This is a genomic window from Aquibium pacificum, assembly GCF_040839445.1.
Lineage (GTDB): Bacteria > Pseudomonadota > Alphaproteobacteria > Rhizobiales > Rhizobiaceae > Aquibium > Aquibium pacificus.
In genome coordinates, this window is the sequence record NZ_JBDPGJ010000007.1 from 94,286 (window position 1) to 113,189 (window position 18,904).

General features: G+C 67.4%; 17 protein-coding genes. All 17 read left to right on the forward strand.

What is annotated here, in order from left to right; all coding sequences use genetic code 11:
* Window positions 1–242 precede the first annotated feature (242 nt).
* The 17 genes from ABGN05_RS25540 (at window position 243) to ABGN05_RS25620 (ending at window position 18,744) form a co-directional block, all read left to right on the forward strand.
* The gene (locus tag ABGN05_RS25540; protein ID WP_367956844.1) at window positions 243–1,400 is read left to right on the forward strand and encodes an MHYT domain-containing protein; all 1,158 of its coding nucleotides are present in this window, start codon (window positions 243–245) and stop codon (window positions 1,398–1,400) included.
* A gap of 181 nt (window positions 1,401–1,581) precedes the next feature.
* Window positions 1,582–2,436: an FAD binding domain-containing protein gene (locus ABGN05_RS25545; protein WP_367956845.1), complete on the forward strand. Its 855-nt coding sequence runs from the start codon at window positions 1,582–1,584 to the stop codon at window positions 2,434–2,436.
* A gap of 13 nt (window positions 2,437–2,449) precedes the next feature.
* Window positions 2,450–2,941, forward strand: a complete 492-nt coding sequence (locus ABGN05_RS25550; RefSeq protein ID WP_367956846.1) for a (2Fe-2S)-binding protein — start codon at window positions 2,450–2,452, stop codon at window positions 2,939–2,941.
* Entirely contained in the window at window positions 2,938–5,358 is a 2,421-nt protein-coding gene (locus ABGN05_RS25555; RefSeq protein ID WP_367956847.1) for an aerobic carbon-monoxide dehydrogenase large subunit, read from the forward strand. Before ABGN05_RS25550 ends, ABGN05_RS25555 begins: the two co-directional genes overlap by 4 nt.
* A 61-nt stretch (window positions 5,359–5,419) precedes the next feature.
* The gene (locus ABGN05_RS25560; RefSeq protein ID WP_367956848.1) at window positions 5,420–6,295 is read left to right on the forward strand and encodes an AAA family ATPase; all 876 of its coding nucleotides are present in this window, start codon (window positions 5,420–5,422) and stop codon (window positions 6,293–6,295) included.
* The gene (locus tag ABGN05_RS25565; protein WP_367956965.1) at window positions 6,295–7,482 is read left to right on the forward strand and encodes a vWA domain-containing protein; all 1,188 of its coding nucleotides are present in this window, start codon (window positions 6,295–6,297) and stop codon (window positions 7,480–7,482) included. Before ABGN05_RS25560 ends, ABGN05_RS25565 begins: the two co-directional genes overlap by 1 nt.
* Window positions 7,483–7,493: 11 nt before the next feature.
* The gene (locus ABGN05_RS25570) at window positions 7,494–8,333 is read left to right on the forward strand and encodes an XdhC family protein (protein ID WP_367956966.1); all 840 of its coding nucleotides are present in this window, start codon (window positions 7,494–7,496) and stop codon (window positions 8,331–8,333) included.
* Window positions 8,330–8,461 carry a hypothetical protein gene (locus ABGN05_RS25575; protein WP_367956849.1) on the forward strand — a complete coding sequence of 44 codons (132 nt, stop codon included), beginning with the start codon at window positions 8,330–8,332 and terminating at the stop codon, window positions 8,459–8,461. The genes ABGN05_RS25570 and ABGN05_RS25575 overlap by 4 nt, the downstream gene beginning before the upstream one ends.
* 17 nt (window positions 8,462–8,478) lie before the next feature.
* Window positions 8,479–8,940, forward strand: coding sequence for an SRPBCC family protein (locus tag ABGN05_RS25580; protein WP_367956850.1), 462 nt, complete (start codon window positions 8,479–8,481; stop codon window positions 8,938–8,940).
* 297 nt (window positions 8,941–9,237) lie between these two features.
* On the forward strand, window positions 9,238–9,993 hold the full coding sequence (locus tag ABGN05_RS25585; RefSeq protein WP_367956851.1) for an ABC transporter ATP-binding protein: 756 nt from the start codon (window positions 9,238–9,240) through the stop codon (window positions 9,991–9,993).
* Window positions 9,986–10,729, forward strand: coding sequence for an ABC transporter ATP-binding protein (locus tag ABGN05_RS25590; RefSeq protein ID WP_367956852.1), 744 nt, complete (start codon window positions 9,986–9,988; stop codon window positions 10,727–10,729). The genes ABGN05_RS25585 and ABGN05_RS25590 overlap by 8 nt, the downstream gene beginning before the upstream one ends.
* A 44-nt stretch (window positions 10,730–10,773) precedes the next feature.
* Complete coding sequence (locus ABGN05_RS25595; RefSeq protein WP_367956853.1) at window positions 10,774–11,967, forward strand: ABC transporter substrate-binding protein; 1,194 nt, start codon at window positions 10,774–10,776, stop codon at window positions 11,965–11,967.
* A 72-nt stretch (window positions 11,968–12,039) separates the two neighbouring features.
* The gene (locus ABGN05_RS25600; RefSeq protein ID WP_367956854.1) at window positions 12,040–12,927 is read left to right on the forward strand and encodes a branched-chain amino acid ABC transporter permease; all 888 of its coding nucleotides are present in this window, start codon (window positions 12,040–12,042) and stop codon (window positions 12,925–12,927) included.
* Window positions 12,928–12,980: 53 nt separating this feature from the next.
* Window positions 12,981–13,910 (forward strand): branched-chain amino acid ABC transporter permease, encoded by a 930-nt coding sequence (locus ABGN05_RS25605; RefSeq protein WP_367956967.1) that lies wholly within the window; start codon window positions 12,981–12,983, stop codon window positions 13,908–13,910.
* A gap of 126 nt (window positions 13,911–14,036) precedes the next feature.
* On the forward strand, window positions 14,037–14,798 hold the full coding sequence (locus ABGN05_RS25610) for a hypothetical protein (RefSeq protein WP_367956855.1): 762 nt from the start codon (window positions 14,037–14,039) through the stop codon (window positions 14,796–14,798).
* Entirely contained in the window at window positions 14,795–16,732 is a 1,938-nt protein-coding gene (locus ABGN05_RS25615; protein ID WP_367956856.1) for a hypothetical protein, read from the forward strand. Before ABGN05_RS25610 ends, ABGN05_RS25615 begins: the two co-directional genes overlap by 4 nt.
* Entirely contained in the window at window positions 16,732–18,744 is a 2,013-nt protein-coding gene (locus ABGN05_RS25620) for a vWA domain-containing protein (RefSeq protein ID WP_367956857.1), read from the forward strand. Before ABGN05_RS25615 ends, ABGN05_RS25620 begins: the two co-directional genes overlap by 1 nt.
* Window positions 18,745–18,904 lie beyond the last annotated feature (160 nt).

Sequence of the window (18,904 nt, forward strand, 5' to 3'; positions counted from 1 at the left end):
GGGCTGCCGGGGAATCGCGCAGCGCCCCGAAGGGCTTCGGACGCAAGCCGACCCGGCGGGCAATGCCGGCCCCGCATCTGGAGAACGGAGCTGTCCGTCGCCCGCTGGCGGATTGCTGTCGGTGCTCGCCGTGATGCGTGCCGCGGCGCTGCTCACTGCCTGGATGCGTGACACGCGATCATCATAAGTGGTATTCTGCGATCGTCTGGGACACTGATGGGAAGAGCAGTACCCAAAACGAGATGATCACGCCCACCTACGACTATCTGCTGGTCCTGGCGTCCGTCCTGGTGTCGTTCATGGCAACGTTCACGGGCCTTACGCTGACCAGCGGCATCTCGGCATTGCCCGAGAACCGGCGCAAGATGCAGATTGTCATGGCCGCGTTGGCCCTCGGCGGCGGAATCTGGTCGATGCATTTCGTCGCCATCCTGGCGATGCGGTTTCCGTTTTCGATCGACTACGATTCCCTCTACACGCTCGGCTCGGCGCTGATTGCCATCCTGATGGCCGGCCTGGCGCTGCTGATCGTGCATTTCGCGCCGCCCACCCGCGGCTACCGCGTCGCGGCAGGCACGATCCTCGGCAACGGCATCGTCGCCATGCACTATGTCGGAATGTCGGCGATCCGCGGCTGCCTTCCGATCTATGATTCCGTCGGGGTCGTGCTGGCCGTCGCCGGCTCCACCATCATCGGCATCGCCGTCATCTCGCTCACCTATGGCAGGCGCGATACCGCGCACGTCGTCGCTTCGTCGGTGATCTTCGGCGCTTCCGTCGTGGCGGTGCATTTCGTCGCCATCGCCTGGACGACGTTCCAGCCGAGCGAGGAGATCACCGTCTTCACGCCGCTGATCGAGAGCGGCACGCTGCCCCTGCTGGTCATGTTCTCGGCATTCGTCATCTGCGGAACCTTCCTGCTTGCCTCGACCAACTACGTTTTCGCGGGCTTCGGCGGCGACGCTGCCCTGGTCGCGGCCGACGGGCGGGGCGCTAACCCGGCCACCGGACCAGTCCCCGCGCCGACGGAGCCGCGCGCCACGGCGCCGGTAATGCTTCCCGGCGAGATCCCGCGCATCCCCTACGAGCGCGACAAGCGGACCCATTTCATCTCGGCCGACCAGGTGATCGCGCTGCGCGCGGAGGGGCACTACACCGTGCTCTATACGTTCGACGAGAAGCTGTTCTGCCCGTGGTCGATCTCGGAGGCCGCAAACCGGCTGCCAGAGTCGCTGTACCTGCGCACCCACCGCAGCTACCTCGTCAACATCCACCATGTGACCGCCTTCGAACGGCACAAGGACAACGGCTCGTGCCACTTCGACGGCGCGCGCTCGCTCAAGTTCGTCCCCGTCAGCCGCGGCAACGTCGCTGGCGTGCGCGAGGCGCTCGGTCTCTAGGCAGCCCGACCGAAACCGCCGTGGCATGCGGCTTTCGCATCTCGTGTAACAAACGCGCATTTCGTGAAATGCACCTCGCGCGCCGTGCCTTTCCCGTAGGCGGCCGGCGATCTGGACCTATCGTCGGACCGAGGCGATGCGCCTGTCCGATCGACAAGTCGGCGCATCGGGGAGGAGAAGAATGATACCCGACAAATTCGATTATCACCGGCCGGAATCCGTCCAGGACGCGGTCGCGCTGCTTGCCCGGTACGGCGAGGCGGCCCGCGCCATAGCGGGGGGCCACAGCCTGATCCCGATGATGAAACTGCGCATGGCCGACGTCTCGCACCTGGTCGATCTGCAGGCCATCGGCGCGCTGAAGGGCATAGCCGTCGACGGCGGCACGATCACCATCGGCGCGATGACCACGCAGCACGAGCTCATCGCCAGCGAGCCGCTGGCCAGGGCCGCGCCCATCCTGCGCGAGGCGGCGCTGCAGATCGCCGACCCGCAGGTGCGCTATGTCGGAACCGTCGGCGGCAACGTCGCCAACGGCGATCCGGGCAACGACATGCCGGGGCTGATGCAATGCCTCGACGCGACCTACGTGCTTACCGGCTCTGGCGGCACGCGCGAGGTCACGGCCCGCGACTTCTACGAGGCGGCCTACTTCACCGCCCGTGCCGACGACGAGCTTCTCGTCGCTATCCGCTTCGCAGCGCCCAGGGGCGGCCATGCCTACGAAAAGCAGAAGCGCAAGATCGGCGACTACGCCACCGCCGCCGCCGCCGTCCTGATCGCGATGGAGGGCGGGACATGCTCGGCCGCTTCCATCGCCATGACCAATCTCTCCGACACGCCGGTCTACTGCGCCGATGCGGTGGATGCGCTGGTCGGCACGCGCCTGGACGCGGCGGCCCTCGACGCGGCGGTTGCCGCCATGCAGGGAGCGATCGACCCGCAGGAGGACAATCGCGGACCGGTCGATTTCAAGAAACACGTCGCCGGCGTGGTGCTGCGCCGCGCCATCGCGCGCGCCGCGTCGCGGGCCTGAGCGGGAGGAAATCATGGGCAAGATGCAAGTCACGCTGACCGTCAATTCGAAACGCGAGGAGTTGCTGGTCGAGCCGCGCGAACTGCTGATCCACGTGCTGCGCGAGCGGCTCGGCATCACCGGACCGCACATCGGCTGCGAGACGTCCCATTGCGGCGCCTGCACGGTCGACATGAACGGCAAGTCGGTCAAGTCGTGCACGGTGTTCGCCGCCCAGGCCGACGGCGCGGAGCTCATAACGATCGAGGGGCTCGGCGCGCCGGGCGGGCTGCACGTGCTGCAGCGGATGTTCAAGGAGCATCACGGCCTGCAATGCGGTTTCTGCACGCCGGGTATGATCACGCGCGCCTGGCGCCTGCTGCAGGAAAACCCGGACCCGACGGAGGAGGAGGTGCGCTTCGGCATCGCCGGCAACCTGTGCCGCTGCACCGGCTACCAGAACATCGTCAAGGCCGTGCTCGCCGCCGCCGCAGAACTGAACGCCGCCAGGGAGGCCGCGCAATGAACGACATGACACCCCCGAAGGCCGAACGCGCCGCCGCCCTCAAGGGCCTCGGCTCGGCCCGCAAGCGCGTCGAGGACGCCCGCTTCACCCAGGGCAAGGGCAACTACGTCGACGACCTGAAGCTGCCGGGCATGCTGTTCGGCGATTTCGTGCGCTCGCCCTATGCCCATGCCCGCATAAAGTCGATCAATGCCGACAAGGCGAAGGCGATGCCCGGCGTGGTCGCCGTTCTGACGGCTGCCGATCTCGCGCCGCTCAAGCTGCATTGGATGCCGACGCTCGCCGGCGACGTGCAGATGGTGCTAGCCGACGGCAAGGTCCTGTTCCAGGGCCAGGAGGTCGCCTTCGTCGTGGCGCAGGACCGCTACATCGCGGCCGACGCCATCGAACTGATCGAGGTGGACTACGAGGAGCTTCCGGTCGTCGTCGATCCCTTCAAGGCGCAGGCACCCGACGCACCGGTGCTGCGCGAGGACCTCGAATGCAAGACGGAGGGCGCCCACGGCCCGCGCCGCCACCACAACCACATCTTCACCTGGGAACAGGGCGACAAGGAAGCCACGGAGGCGGTGCTCGGCTCGGCCGATGTCGTTGCCGAGGAGATGGTCTATTATCACCGCACGCATCCCTGTCCGCTGGAGACCTGCGGCTGCGTCGCCTCCATGGACGCCGTCAACGGCAAGCTCACCGTGCACGGCACCTTCCAGGCGCCGCATGCGGTGCGCACCGTGGCCTCGCTGATCTCCGGCATCGCCGAACACAACATCCGCATCATCTCGCCCGACATCGGCGGCGGTTTTGGCAACAAGGTCGGCGTCTATCCGGGCTACATCTGCGCCATCGTCGCCTCCATCGTCACCGGCGTGCCGGTGAAGTGGGTCGAGGACCGCATGGACAACCTGATGGCGACCGCCTTTGCCCGCGACTACTGGATGCAGGGCAGGATCTCCGCGACCAGGGACGGGAAGATCACCGGCCTGTGGTGCCACGTGACGGCCGACCACGGCGCCTTCGACGCCTGCGCCGATCCGACCAAGTTCCCGGCCGGCTTCTTCAACATCTGCACCGGCTCCTACGACATCCCTGTCGCCTATCTGGCGGTCGACGGCGTCTACACCAACAAGGCGCCCGGCGGCGTCGCCTACCGATGCTCGTTCCGCGTCACCGAAGCGGCCTACTTCATCGAGCGGATGATCGAGGTGCTGGCGATCAAGCTCGGCATGGATGCCGCGGAGCTGCGAACGAAGAACTTCATCCGCAAGGACCAATTCCCGTATCACTCGGCGCTCGGCTGGGAATATGATTCCGGCGACTACCACACCGCGTGGGACAAGGCCCTGAATGCCGTCGGCTACGACAGCCTGCGCAAGGAACAGGCGCAGAGGCTCGACGACTTCAAGGCGGGCAGGACACGCAAGCTCATTGGCATAGGGCTGGCGCATTTCACCGAGATCGTCGGCGCAGGGCCGGTCAAGAACTGCGACATCCTCGGCCTCGGCATGTTCGACAGCTGCGAGATCCGCATCCATCCGACCGGATCGGCCATCGCCCGCCTCGGCACGATCAGCCAGGGCCAGGGCCACGCCACGACCTTCGCCCAGATTCTTGCCTCCGAGATCGGCATACCCGCCGACGACATCACGATCGAGGAGGGCGACACCGACACGGCGCCCTACGGGCTCGGCACCTACGGCTCGCGCTCCACGCCGGTGGCCGGCGCCGCAACCGCCATGGCGGGGCGCAAGATCCGCGCCAAGGCGCAGATGATCGCCGCCTATCTCTTGGAGGTGCACGACGACGACGTCGAGTGGGACGTCGATCGTTTTGCCGTCAAGGGCGCGCCGGAACGCTTCAAGACCATGAAGGAACTGGCGTTTGCCGCCTACAACCAAGCGATCCCCGGCCTCGAGCCCGGCCTCGAGGCGGTGAGCTACTACGATCCGCCCAACATGACCTATCCGTTCGGGGCCTACATCTGCGTCATGGAGGTCGACGTCGACACCGGCGAGCACGAAATCCGTCAGTTCTACGCGCTCGACGATTGCGGCACCCGCATCAACCCGATGATCATCGAGGGGCAGGTGCATGGCGGCGCGACCGAAGGCTACGCCATCGCCATGGGCCAGGAGATCGCCTACGACGAGATCGGCAACGTCAAGAACGCGACGCTGATGGATTTCTTCCTGCCGACCGCCTGGGAGACGCCGCACTATACCACCGACCATACGGTGACGCCGAGCCCGCATCACCCGATCGGCGCCAAAGGTGTCGGCGAGAGCCCCAACGTGGGTTCGGTACCCGCGTTCTCCAACGCCGTTCACGACGCGTTCCGGCCCTTCGGTCTGGTGCACTCGCACATGCCGCACGACCACTGGCGCATCTGGAGGATCGCCCGTGACCTCGGCCTGCACGGTTGACGGAGCGGCGCGCGCGGCCAGCGCCGGGCGTGCCCGAAACCGCGAAGAAGCGAGCTGACGCATGTCGTGGCAAGACTTGCAGACCGGCCTGTCGGAGAGGGGCTACGTCGCCTCCGACGACCTGGCGATGGCGCTGTTCCTGGCGGTGACGCTGGAGAAGCCGCTGCTGCTCGAAGGTCCGGCCGGCGTGGGAAAGACGCAGATCGCCAAGACGCTGGCGGAGATGCGGGGCACGAAGCTCATCCGGCTGCAGTGCTACGAGGGGCTGGACGCCTCGCATGCCATCTACGAATGGAACTACCAGCGGCAGCTCCTGTCGATCCGCGCGGCGGCGGAAGATCGCAGGTCGGCCGAGCACATCGAGGAGCACATCTTCTCCGAGAAGTTCCTGCTGCAGCGGCCGCTCCTGGAAGCGATACGCCAGGACAGGCCGGCCGTGCTCCTCATCGACGAGATCGACCGCGCGGACGAGGAGTTCGAGGCCTACCTGCTGGAAATATTGTCGGACTTCCAGATCACGATCCCCGAAATCGGCACGGTCGCGGCCAAGGCGCGTCCGCACGTCATCCTGACGGCCAACGGTGCGCGCGACCTGTCGGACGCTCTGCGCCGGCGCTGCCTCTACAGTTTCATCGACTATCCCGACCGGCGGACCGAACTGGCGATCCTCAAGGCGCGCCAGCCGGGACTGGAAAGCCGGTTGGCTGAGCAGATCGTCGGTTTCGTGCAGGCGCTGCGCAAGGAGGAACTGGAGAAGAAGCCGGGCGTCGCCGAGATGCTGGACTGGGCCGCCGCCCTGTCGGGGCTCGGCGTCAACGATCTTGCCGACGATCCGGCGCAGACGCAGGCGACGCTAGTCTGCGTGCTCAAGACCGCGCGCGACCGCGCCGCGGTGCCCACGGAGGTGCAGCAGCGCCTGGCAGGGAAGGCGGCGTGATGGAGGTCACACGTTTTCCCCGACGCGCCGGCGGCCCAGCCGATCGCCTGGCGGGCTTCGTCGCGCACCTGCGCCTCAATGGCATCGCCGCCGGCCTGCCGGAGACAGAGACGGCGATGGCCGCTCTCGCCAGGGTGGATGCGGCGCGCATCGGCGAGGTGCGCTCGGCGCTGCGGGCCGTCTGCGTCTCCGATGCCGAGCAGAACGGCCGCTTCGACGACCTGTTCGACGCCTACTGGCTGAACCGCGGTCGTCGCGAGCGGCAGCGCGAGACGGCCGCGAACGCGGCCCGCAACGTGCTGGCCGAGAGCGGCAAGAACTATCGCCTCGCCCCGGGCGCCAGCGACGACGCGGGCGAAGCGGATTCGCCCGACGATGCGCCCGATGGCGGCGCGACCGGCACCGGAACGGGCCGCCTCGTGGCATCGCGCAGCCACGGCATCGACAAGACCGATCTGCGCAAGCTGATGACGCCGCAGGATCTGGAGCGGGCCGAACGCGTCGCCGAGCGGATCGCGCGGGCCATCCGCGACCGCCGTTCGCGCCGCCGCAAGGCGGCGCTGCGGGGCGCCAGGCTCGACATGCGCAAGGTGCTGCGCCGCTCCGTCAGCCGCGGCGGCGAGCCGATCGATCTGTTCTACCGCACGCGGCCCGACCGTCCCGTGCGCCTGGTCGCCCTGCTCGACGTCTCCGGCTCCATGACGGTCTATGCGCGCGTGTTCCTCGCCTTCCTGAAGGGGCTTGTCTCCGCCGACCGGCGAACCGACGCCTATCTCTTCCACACGCGGCTGGTGCGCATTTCCGACGCGCTGCGCGACGGCGACACGCTGCGCGCCGTCAACCGCCTGTCGCTGATGGCGCAGGGCTTCGGCGGCGGCACGCGCATCGGCGCCAATCTGCAGCAATTCAACGCGCAGTACGCGGCGCAGTCTGTCAACGGGCGAAGCGTCGTCGTCATCCTGTCGGACGGCTACGACACCGATCCCCCCGAAGTCCTCGCCGGACAGCTCGCGCGGCTGAAGCGGCGCGGGGCGCGGATCGTCTGGCTGAACCCGCTGAAGGGCTGGGCCGGCTATGCGCCGGTCGCGCGCGGCATGGCGGCGGCGCTGCCGTTCATCGACCATTTCGCCGCGGCGGGCACGCTTGCCGATCTCGCCGCGCTGGAACCCGAACTGAACCGTTTGTGAGCGAGGCGATGATGGGACACAGACCGGATATCCTCACGCAGGTGGCCGACCTCACGCAGGCCGGCGAGGCTTTCGCTCTGGCAACCGTGGTGCGCACGGTCGCTGCCACGGCCGCGAAGGCCGGCGCCAAGGCGATCATCCGCGCCGACGGCGCCATTTCGGAAGGCTGGATCGGCGGGGGCTGCGCCCGGGCAGCGGTGCTCAAAGCGGCGCGGGAGGCAATCGACGACGGCAAGCCGCGGCTCGTCTCGGTGCAGCCGGAAGACCTACTGGCCGAGCGCGGCGTGGCGGCGGGCACCGAGCGCAACGGCATCCGCTTCGCCCGCAACATGTGCCCCAGCAAGGGCACGATGGATGTGTTCGTAGAGCCGATGCTGCCCGCGCCGGGCCTCGTGATCCTTGGCTCCAGTCCGGTCGCGGTGGCCCTCGCCGACATCGCGCCGCGCTTCGGCTTCCACGTCACGGTCTGCGCGCCGAAGGCCGAACAGGCCGCCTTCGTCGAAGCCGACGCCCGCATCGACGGCTTCATGATGGACACCGCCGACGGGCGCCGCCGCTACGTCGTGGTGTCGACGCAGGGAAGGGGCGACGAAGCGGCGCTGTCTGCGGCCGTCTCGACCCCCTCCGCCTATCTCGCCTTCGTCGGCAGCAGGGCCAAAGCGGAGACGCTGGTGTCGCGGATGCAGGAAAGGGGCGTCGATGCCGGCGCGCTGGCTGCGCTGAAGGCGCCGGCCGGCCTCGATATTGGCGCCATCACGCCTGACGAGATCGCGCTGTCGATCCTCGGCGAGATCATTGCCCTTCGACGCCGCGATCTGCGCCACCAGATTCAGCGCGTGGAGGCCACGTGAACACGCTCGTCATCCTCCTGCGCCGGCTGTTCCGCGCGACCAACATCCCTCCTCCGGGCGAGGATCGAAGCCGAGAACAGGCGCGCATCGTCGAAATCATGCTGATGGGCCGCTCCTGCTGCGGCTGACCTCGAGGACAAATTCCATGGAAATGAAAGACGAGATCCTGATCGAGGCGCCGCGCGACCGGGTCTACGCGGCGCTCAACGACACCGACATCCTGAAGGCGTGCATCCCGGGCTGCGAGGAACTGATCCGCCATTCCGAAAACGAGCTCGAAGCCAGGGTGGTGCTGAAGGTGGGACCGGTGAAGGCGCGGTTCGGCGGCAAGGTGACGCTCGACAACAGCCTGGCGCCGGCGCGCTTCTCGCTGTCGGGCGAAGGGAGCGGCGGCGTCGCCGGTTTCGCCCGGGGCGGCGCCGATGTCGAGCTCGTCGACGCGGACGGCCGCGCGACGCTGCTGCGCTACGAGGCGAAGGCCGATATCGGCGGCAAGATCGCCCAACTCGGCGGCCGTCTCATCACCGCCACCTCGCAACGGCTCGCCGGCAAGTTCTTCGAGAGCTTCAAGCAGCAGGTGGAACGCGCCGCGGTTCCGACCACCTAGGTTCCGCGGATCCTCGCCGACCGGGCCGGATTCCCGGTTCCGCCACCCGGACCGTCGATCGGCGCCAAGAGAGTTGCGCCGCTGCGGTTTCCCGCCTATCGTCGCCTACATTAGCGACCCGAGATGCAGGATGGTATTTATACCAGCTTGAAAATCGCCTCCTGTCCCGGTTTGCTACGCAGGTTGCCTGTGGCAGCGAATGACGTGCGCTTTGGGAGGAGCAATGTCGTCCGATCAGATCGATCCCGGCCATGAATCCCGCAGTGTACCGGGTGCACTGCGGAGCATGAACCGCGCATGAACGGCGACATCATCCTTGAAGCTTCTGGTCTGACAAAGGAATTCCGCGGTTTTGTGGCCGTCGCCGACGTTCGGCTGGCGGTCCGGCGCGGCTCGATCCACGCTCTCATCGGGCCCAATGGTGCGGGCAAGACGACCTGCTTCAACCTGCTGACCAAGTTCCTTCAGCCGACGCGCGGCATCATCCGCTACAAGGGACACGACATCACCGCGATGGCGCCCGCCGACATCGCGCGCCTCGGACTGGTGCGCTCGTTCCAGATATCTGCCGTGTTCCCCAACATGACGGCGCTGGAGAACGTCCGCATCGCGCTGCAGCGGCGGCGCGGCGACAGCTTCGACTTCTGGCGCTCCGAGAAGGTGCTTGCCCGCTTCGAATCCGACGCGCAGCGGTTGCTGGCCGACGTCGGTCTGACGGAATTCGCCGCCACGCGTGCCGCGGAGCTTCCCTACGGCCGCAAGCGCGCGCTGGAAATCGCCACCACGCTGGCGCTCGAGCCGGAAATGCTGCTACTCGACGAGCCGATGGCCGGAATGACGCAGGAGGACATCGACCGGATCTCCAGTCTGATAAAACGCGTGGCAGCCAACCGCACCGTGCTGATGGTCGAGCACAACCTATCGGTCGTCGCCGACCTCTCGGACACGATCACGGTGCTGGCGCGGGGCCAGGTCCTGGCGGAAGGCGACTACGAGACGGTTTCGAAGGACCCCCGGGTGATCGAAGCCTACATAGGGGCGGGTCATGATTGAGGCACTCGCGCCCGTGGGTTCCGCCGGCGTCACCGGAAAACCGCTGCTGAAGGTGGCGGACCTCCATGGCTGGTATGGCGAGAGCCATGTGCTGCACGGGGTCGACCTCGAGGTCGCCGCCGGAGAGGTCGTGACGCTGCTCGGCCGCAACGGAGCCGGCAAGACGACGACCCTCAAGGCCGTCATGGGCATACTGCCGAAGCGGCGCGGCTCCATCGTCTTCGACGGACGGGAAACGATCTCGCTGCCTTCCCGGGCGATCGCGCGCGCCGGTATTGCTCTGTGCCCCGAGGAGCGGGCAATCTTCTCGTCGCTCTCGGTGGAGGAAAACCTGATGCTGCCGCCGCAGGTCCTGCCGGGCGGCCTGAGCAGGGAGCAGATCTTCGAGCTGTTCCCGAACCTGGCGGAGCGCCTCTCCAGCCAAGGGACGAAACTCTCGGGCGGCGAGCAGCAGATGCTGGCGATCGCGCGCATCCTGCGGACCGGCGCCAAGCTGCTCCTGCTCGACGAGCCGACGGAAGGGCTGGCACCCGTCATCGTCCAGCATATCGGCCGTACGATCTCCCGCCTGAAGCAGGAGGGGTTCACGATCGTGCTGGTCGAACAGAACTTCCGGTTTGCCGCCTCGGTGGCCGACCGGCACTACGTCGTCGAACAGGGGCGGGTCGTCGACATGATTCACAACGACGAACTCGACGAAAACATCGACAAGCTGCACGCCTATCTGGGCGTGTGACGACGGAAAAGGCGCAACGCGCCGTTAATCGGAGGAGAAACAGCATGAAGAAGACCGGACTCATAGCGGCATCCATAGTGGGCTTGCTCATGGCGAGCGCCGCGCACGCGCAGACCAGCATCAAGATCGGCGTGCTCAACGATCGCTCGGGCATCTATTCCGACATCACCGGCGAAGGCTCCGCCATCGCCGCGCAGATGGCGGCCGAGGATTTCGGCACCGACAAGGGCATCACCGTCGAAGTGGTTTCCGCCGACCACCAGAACAAGCCGGACGTGGGCTCCAACATCGCCCGCCAATGGTACGACACCGAGAATGTCGACGTCATCGCTGACGTGCCGACCTCGTCGGTCGCGCTCGCCATCAACGACATCACCCGCGAGAAGAACAAGATCTTCCTGAACTCCGGAGCGGCCACGTCGGACCTGACCGGCTCGAAATGCTCGCCCAACACCGTGCACTGGACCTACGACACCTGGGCCCTGGCCAATGGAACGGGCAGCGCCATGGTCAATGCCGGCGGCAAGACCTGGTTCTTCCTCACTGCCGACTATGCCTTCGGCCATGCGCTCGAGCGCGACACCTCGGCCGTGGTCGTGGCCAATGGCGGCGAGGTGCTCGGCGTCGTCCGCACCCCCTTCCCGGGCACCGACTTCTCGTCCTTCCTGCTCCAGGCGCAGGCGTCTGGTGCCCAGGTCATCGGGCTGGCCAATGCTGGCGGCGACACGATCAACTCGATCAAGCAGGCATCGGAGTTCGGCATCACCCAGGGCGGCCAGGCGCTGGCCGGGCTGCTGATGTTCGTCAACGACGTGCATGCGCTGGGCCTCGACGTTGCGCAGGGCCTGGTGCTGACCGAGAGCTTCTACTGGGACTTGAATGACCAGACCCGCGAATGGTCGGCCCGCTTCGAGGAGAAGACCGGCAAGAAGCCTTCGATGATCCAGGCCGGCGTCTACGGCGCGGTTCTGCACTACCTCAAGGCCGTCGAGGCCGCCGGAACCAAGGACGCGGAAGCGGTCATGGCCAAGATGAAGGAAATGCCGACCGACGATCCGCTCTTCGGCAAAGGCGTGGTGCGTCAGGATGGACGCAAGGTCCACCCGATGTATCTCTTCCGCGTCAAGACGCCCGACCAGTCGAAGGGCGAATGGGATCTCTACGAGACCGTCGCCACCATCCCCGCGGATAAGGCGTTCCGCCCGCTCGCCGATGGCGGCTGCGAACTGGCCAAGTAAACCGACCGACACCATGGCGGGTGCGCCGCTCCGGCGCGCCCGTTACCGCCTCGGCGTATTGCGGGAATGACGATGTTCGAACTGCTGGGAATTCCACCGCAGGCCCTGTTCGGGCAGCTGCTGCTCGGCCTCATCAACGGGTCGTTCTATGCCATCCTGTCGCTGGGCCTTGCGATCATCTTCGGCCTCCTCAACATCATCAACTTCACGCACGGCGCGCAGTACATGATGGGCGCCTTCGCGGCCTGGATGCTGCTCAACTATCTCGGCATTCCCTACTGGGGAGCGCTGATCGTGGCGCCGATCGTCGTCGGCGCCGTTGGCATCGTGCTGGAGCGGCTCCTGATCTCGCGGCTCTACCACCTCGATCACCTCTACGGCCTCCTGCTCACCTTCGGACTGGCGCTCATCGCCACGGGGGTCTTCCGCAACTTCTATGGCATATCGGGCCTGCCCTACGGCATGCCCTCGCAGCTTTCCGGCGGCCAGAACCTCGGCTTCATGTTCATGCCCAACTATCGCGGCTGGGTCATCGTCGCCTCGCTGGTGGTCTGCTTCGCCACCTGGTTCATCATCGAGAGGACGCGGCTTGGCGCCTATCTGCGCGCAGCGACCGAGAACCCGACCATGGTCGGCGCCTTCGGCATCAACGTCCCGCGGCTGATCACGCTGACCTACGGGTTCGGCGTCGGACTGGCGGCCTTCGCGGGCGTGCTCGCCGCGCCCATCTACAACGTCAACCCCAACATGGGAGCCGACCTCATCATCGTCGTCTTCGCGGTGGTGGTGATCGGCGGCATGGGGTCGATCCTCGGCTCGATCGTGACCGGCTTTGGCCTCGGCCTCATCGAGGGCCTCACCCGCGTCTTCTATCCCGAGGGCTCCGCCGTGGTCATCTTCGTCATCATGGCCATCGTGCTCCTGGTGAAACCCGCTGGCCTGTTCGGGAGGACCGTCTGATGTCCGCCGTTTCCGAGGCGATCAACCTGCCGTCCGCCAATGCCAGCCACGAGATGGGCATGTCGGGGCTGCACAAGTCGATCTTCGCCGCGCTGCTTGTGGCCGGCCTGGTGGCGCCCTTCGTGCTCTATCCCGTCTTCGTCATGAAGGTGCTCTGTTTCGCGCTGTTCGCCTGCGCCTTCAACCTCCTGCTCGGCTTCGGCGGGCTGCTCTCCTTCGGGCACGCGGCCTACTTCGGCGGTGCGGCCTATGCCTCGGCCCACGCCGCCAAGGTCTGGGGCTTAACGCCCGAACTCGCGATCCTCACCGGCACCCTTGGTGCGGCTCTGCTCGGGGCGGCGATCGGCACGCTCGCCATCCGCCGCCAGGGCATCTACTTCGCCATGGTTACGCTCGCCTTCGCGCAGATGGTGTTCTTCTTCTCCGTGCAGGCCCCGTTCACCGGAGGCGAGGACGGCATCCAGTCGGTGCCGCGCGGGCTGCTGTTCGGCTTCATCGACATGCGCCCGGACCTCAATCTCTACTTCCTCGTGCTCGGTGTCGTGTTCCTCGGGCTGCTCGCCATCTACCGCATCATCCACTCGCCCTTTGGCCAGGTGCTCAAGGGCATCCGCGACAATGAGGCCCGGATGACGTCGCTGGGCTACCGGGTCAATCGCTACAAGCTCGCGGTCTTCACGCTCTCGGCCGGGCTGTCGGGCCTTGCCGGTGCGACGAAGGCGATCGTGTTCCAGCTCGCATCGCTGACCGATGTCTACTGGACGATGTCGGGGGAGGTGGTCCTGATGACGCTGCTCGGCGGGATGGGAACCGTCTTCGGGCCGATCGTCGGCGCGACCGTGATCGTCTCGCTCCAGAACTACCTCGCCACCTTTGGCGACTGGGTCACCATCGTCCAGGGCGTCATCTTCGTGGTGGCGGTGCTGCTCTTCCGGGAGGGCATCGTGGGTGTGATCGCGAAGCTCATCCGCAAGCCGCTCTAGGACGGCGCGGCGAGGCACTCCGGAGCGGAAAATTCGCTGTCCTGCCTCGCGGCGTTGCGCTAGAAAAGGAGCCTCGGCTTACCCAGGGTAAGCTCGGGAATACCTCTCGGTAGAAGGGCGGTCGCAATGCCTTCTCTGGCAAGGGTACGCCGGCGCACGGCGGTGGGCATGCTGGCTTCCGTGCCGCTCGCACTTCTCCTGCCCCGCGCCTTTGCACAAGGCGGCGCTCCGGACCTGATGACGCCGGTTTCGGCGCGATATGCGGGGCTCGCCTCCTACAGCGACAGTGGCACAGTCGAGACCAGTTACATATGGCCGGGTAATCCGCCGCTGGTCGAGAGGCACCGTTTCGAGACGGCGTTCCGCGCGCCGCGCAACTTTTTCTTCCGCTTCGACCAGGATCCGGCTGCCGGAGGCGATGCCTTCGTGATCTGGTGCGACGGGGGGCCTTTCCAGAGCTGGTGGAAGGCGACCGGCGTCCACGAGGTGCATGATGGCGGCCGGGGTGCCGTCGCCTTCTTCAACGGTGAATCGCCGACCAAGGGCGCGGCCAATCTCGTCGCTCCCCACGTCTTCCCGCAGGCGGGGCTCATCGGCACCACGTCCGGCCTGGTGGAACCCCGCGACGGCGGGCAGGACACGCTCGGCGGCCGTCCCTGCGTCAGGATCCTGGCCGACAGTCGCATCACCGGCGTGCAGACGGTCGAGCACAGGCCGATCACGCTCTGGGTCGACGAGGAGAGCGGCCTGATCGCCCGGGTTCTCGTCGAGGCGGAGGCGGGAAGCCCGGAAGGTTTCGTCGACACGCTGCTCTACGAGGTCGATCCCGTGGCCGACCCGGACCTCCCCGACGAGCGCTTCGCCTTCGACCCGGAGACGGCGCGGTGAAGCACGGGCGGCTCGCCGGGCTCTGCTTCGCCCTCTCGACCCTGCTCGCCGCCCCGGTCCCCGCCCAGGAAGGCCCGGAGGGAGGCAGCAAGCAGGTTCCGATCTACGTCGACGTGTCGAACGCCGACAATCCGGTCGGTGCCTTCCAGCCGGGCGACACGCTCATCGTATCGCCGGGGACACGCGTGCGCATCAGCGGCGCGGCCGGGCTCGACCTCGCCGGAAGCACGGTTCTCGTCACCGTCACGCCGCCGGAGGCCGAATGGGACATCGATCCGGGCACCGACGAGGTGCGCTGCCCGGGCGACGAGACGCCCGGAGCCAAGGTGGTGGGTACCTATGTGGAAGATCCGCCGAAGACGGTCGAGGTGGCCGTCGGCTCGGGCGGCAGCTTCGAGACCGAATTCGTTCCGAAGATCGACGGCGAACACGAGGTCGTCGTGACCGATCCGGCCCGGCGCTATCGCGGCGAGACCAGCTTCATCTCCGGGACGCCGGAGATCGAGGAGGAGTGCAAGGACATCCCGCAGGACGAGGTCGAGGAGACCGCCGCAGCGATGACCGGGATCCTCTGCGAGGCGACCGAGGCGCTGAACCAGCGCGTCAAGGAACTGCCGCCTTCTCCGGCTGTCGAAGAGCTGACGCGCAGGCTCCGGCAAGTCGAGGACGAGGTGGAGGCCGCGCTACCGTGCGAGGAGGCTCCGCAGTGGGTGAACGCGTCCTACCACGTCAACAGGCTGCGCAAGGTGGCGCCGCAGATGCGGCAGGCGACGCGGCCGGTAGTCGAGGAGATGGACGCGTGGCTCGTCGCCGCCAGGCAGGCGCGGTCGGAGGCGCCGAGGGCGCTGGCCCAGATCACCCAGGGCAACGTGGTCTGCGACCAGCTCGACATCGTCATCAACGGGCTGAAATTCGTCGATTTTTATCTCGGGCTGATCATCGAGCCGGCGAAGTTCCTGGGCGACTGGGCGAAGGAGAACATTCCGACCAAGCTTGTCGGGCTGATCCCGCTAGTGAACCGCACGCCGGCGGTCAAGGATGGCGTGGAGCTGGCCTGGAAGGGCGTGACCAGCTACCAGCCGAAGCTCGAGGCCGGCAAGGTCAAGATCAGCGCGGAAGGCTTCGACCGCACGCTTTCCGCCGGCAAGATGGTGAACGGCGTCGTCACCTATGCGGCCAGCCGCATCTTCGAGCAGCTCTGCCAGACGTTCCAGGGCTCCGTCGAGGGCTCCATGGCGGCGAGCTTCCAGACCGGCGCGCGGATCTGGTGGCAGTACGACATCAACATCTCCGGCCAGCTGATCCTGCGGTATCCGGCGAATGCCAAGGGTGACGTGATCGCGCTGACGGGCGAGTTCCTGGGCAATGCGACGCACATCAAGTCGTGGGACAATGCCGTGCCGGTGCTGTTTCCCGAGCTGGCGCAGGGGACCGTGTTCCGCACGATGCGCATCGAGCCGATCGTGATGGACACCATCCCGATGCTCTACAAGAAGAATCTCGGCGCCAAGCTCGGCGAAGCGACGCCGGACTTCAACCCGGTCAAGTCGACCATCGACCAGGGCGGCGCCATCACCCAGTTCGTCATGACACCGGCCTTTTTCCGCGTGCCGGTGCGCGCCGAACTGCGCGGCAAGAAGCTGCGCCTCGAACTGCAGCCTGCCGCCGTCGATTTCGACGATCTGCGGGTCAAGGTGATCCAGATCGTCCTGCCGGTGCTGAGCCTCTGGCCGGAGGTCATCGACTATGCGCTTCCCTACAAGGGAGCGCATTTCCTCATGCTGCGCGCCATGAACGACGGACCGGCCGATTTCGACGTCGCGTATGAAGGCGAGACCATGAAGATTACGCGCACGTTCGACCGGAAGAAGGCGACCTCGGAGACCGACGCCACGTACATGCTGAAGATCAACGCGTGCAATCCGGGGTGCTGATGGCGACGATTCTCCGGCGGGCCGCGGTTCGGTGGGCGGCGGCCATGCTCGTTGGCCTCTCGCCGGGCGCGGCTTTCGCTCAGGTGGAAACGACCACCGTGCCCGCCGCGCTGATCATCGATTCGTCCGGCAGCATGGCCGCGCGGGAGCCCGACGGGCGCGTCAAGCTCGACGCCGCGCGTGCCGTCGTGGAAGACGCACTCGAAGCGTGGCCGGCCGAGGGGCGGCTCGCGGTCGTGGCCTATGGCCACCGCCGCCAGTCGGACTGCGCCGATATCGAGACCATCGTGCCGCTCGGGGCGGTCTCGACATCGGTCGTGCACGACAGGCTCGCGGCGTTGCGCGCGCGCGGCAAGACGCCGATCTCGCGGTCGCTCGTCCATGCGGCCGGGCTCCTGCCCGAGGGCGACGCGGCGATCGTCCTGGTCAGCGACGGGCTGGAGACCTGCGAGGCGGATCCCTGCGCGGTGGCGGCCGAACTGAAGCAGGCAAACCCGCGGCTCGTGATCCACGTGGTGGGTTTCGGCCTCGCCGAGGGCGAGGCTGCCCAGCTTTCGTGCATCGCGCGGAATGCAGGCGGCCGCTTCCTCAATGCCGGCTCGGCGGAAGACCTTGCCTCGGCCATGACCACTGTGGTCGAGACGGTCGCCGCCGAGCCGTCCGTTCCCAAGGCGCCGCCCGCCCCGGAACCGCCGCCAGTCGTCGACACTCCGGCCCCCGAGCCGCCGCCGGCGCCCGTGCCGGAACCGCCGCAGGTCGCGCGCGTCGGCATCGCGGCGCTGGCCGGCGGTCTCGGCCGCCTCGTCGATGCGCCGGTGCGCTGGGTCGTGCGTGACACGGCCGGTGTCGCGATCTACGAGGGCGAGAGCCGCGGCCTGTCGCTCGATCTTGCCGAAGGCAGCTACGGCGTCGAGGCTTTCGCCGCCAATGCCAGGGGCAGGGCCACGATCGAGGTGTCCGGTGAGCCGGGCCAGGAGTTCGACGTCGAAGTGGACGCAGGGCGGCTCGACCTGTCGCTCTCGGCGGGCAAGGTCGCGCCGCCCTTCAGCGACCGGGAGGCTGCCGGCACAGTCTGGACGCTGGAGCCGAGGGACGGACAGGGCGCAGTCGAGGTGCCTCAGCTCGCCCGCCCGTCGCTGTTGCTTGCCCCCGGCCGGTACCTCGTTCGCGCGCGCCTGAAGGGGCTGGAGGCGGAGGCGGAGGCCACGGTCGCGACCGGCGCTGCGGCGGCGTTGCGGCTGGACGTCCCGCTCGGAGCGCTGGTCCTCGAGGCCGCGCTCGCCGAGGAGGAACCGGCGCTGACCGACGCATCCATGCTGGCGTGGCGCGTGGGCGAAGGCGACACGGCGCAACTGGTCGCCGGCCAGGCGCGGCCGCGGCTGGTGCTGCCTGAGGGCAAATACGCCGTCGCCCTCTCTATCGCCGGCGGCGAGGTGCTTTCGGCGGCGGACGTGGTTGCGGACGAGGAACGGCTCCTTCGCGTCGTCGTGGGCGGCGGCGAATTGGAACTCGGCGCTCGTCTCGGGCCGGAATCGCCGCCCGTCGAGGACTGGCGCGATGCCTACTGGACACTCACAGCGCAGGACGGTCCGGCGGCAGGACAGGAGATCGTGCTGCCCGCCGCCGCGCCCGTCGTGCCCGTTCCGCCGGGGCGCTGGCGCATCTCGGTCCAGAGCGGAACCGTGGTCGTCGAGCACGAGGTGACCGTCGGTCCCGGCGGAAGGAGTGCGCTCGTCTTCGACCTCGACGCGGCCCGGCTCGGCATCAAGGCCGCGCCCGCGGATGGCGGACCGCTCGCGATGAACACGGTCTTCTCCGTCTATGCCGTCGGCACGGATGGCGCGGCCGCCGAGGCGCCCGTCTACTCCGGCGGGGCTTCCGAGGAGGTCTCGACGATCGTCCCGTCCGGCCGGTGGCTGGTGATCGCCGAGGATTCCGACGGTCGCCGCGGTACCGCTGAAGTCGACCTCGGCGCCGGCGAGGAGACCACGGTCGAACTGCCGCTTCGTTGACGTTTGTGCCGAGCGACCCACGGAACTGTCACCGAAAGCCGATAGAAATTACGGACCATGTCGGTCACGATGCAATGACGGATATCGGCAAGGCCGCTCAGACGTCAAAGTCATGGCCGCCGCGACGATCGGCGCCGCGGCACTGCCGATGGCGGCATGG

Excerpts from the sequence above, each read along its gene's own strand:
- ABGN05_RS25620 (WP_367956857.1), top strand. The coding sequence starts at position 16,732 with ATGGCGACGATTCTCCGGCGGGCCGCGGTTCGGTGGGCGGCGGCCATG.
- ABGN05_RS25605 (WP_367956967.1), top strand. The coding sequence starts at position 12,981 with ATGGGCATGTCGGGGCTGCACAAGTCGATCTTCGCCGCGCTGCTTGTG.
- ABGN05_RS25540 (WP_367956844.1), top strand. The coding sequence starts at position 243 with ATGATCACGCCCACCTACGACTATCTGCTGGTCCTGGCGTCCGTCCTG.
- ABGN05_RS25600 (WP_367956854.1), top strand. The coding sequence starts at position 12,040 with ATGTTCGAACTGCTGGGAATTCCACCGCAGGCCCTGTTCGGGCAGCTG.
- ABGN05_RS25570 (WP_367956966.1), top strand. The coding sequence starts at position 7,494 with ATGGGACACAGACCGGATATCCTCACGCAGGTGGCCGACCTCACGCAG.
- ABGN05_RS25610 (WP_367956855.1), top strand. The coding sequence starts at position 14,037 with ATGCCTTCTCTGGCAAGGGTACGCCGGCGCACGGCGGTGGGCATGCTG.
- ABGN05_RS25590 (WP_367956852.1), top strand. The coding sequence starts at position 9,986 with ATGATTGAGGCACTCGCGCCCGTGGGTTCCGCCGGCGTCACCGGAAAA.
- ABGN05_RS25585 (WP_367956851.1), top strand. The coding sequence starts at position 9,238 with ATGAACGGCGACATCATCCTTGAAGCTTCTGGTCTGACAAAGGAATTC.
- ABGN05_RS25580 (WP_367956850.1), top strand. The coding sequence starts at position 8,479 with ATGGAAATGAAAGACGAGATCCTGATCGAGGCGCCGCGCGACCGGGTC.
- ABGN05_RS25595 (WP_367956853.1), top strand. The coding sequence starts at position 10,774 with ATGAAGAAGACCGGACTCATAGCGGCATCCATAGTGGGCTTGCTCATG.
- ABGN05_RS25550 (WP_367956846.1), top strand. The coding sequence starts at position 2,450 with ATGGGCAAGATGCAAGTCACGCTGACCGTCAATTCGAAACGCGAGGAG.
- ABGN05_RS25555 (WP_367956847.1), top strand. The coding sequence starts at position 2,938 with ATGAACGACATGACACCCCCGAAGGCCGAACGCGCCGCCGCCCTCAAG.
- ABGN05_RS25545 (WP_367956845.1), top strand. The coding sequence starts at position 1,582 with ATGATACCCGACAAATTCGATTATCACCGGCCGGAATCCGTCCAGGAC.
- ABGN05_RS25560 (WP_367956848.1), top strand. The coding sequence starts at position 5,420 with ATGTCGTGGCAAGACTTGCAGACCGGCCTGTCGGAGAGGGGCTACGTC.
- ABGN05_RS25565 (WP_367956965.1), top strand. The coding sequence starts at position 6,295 with ATGGAGGTCACACGTTTTCCCCGACGCGCCGGCGGCCCAGCCGATCGC.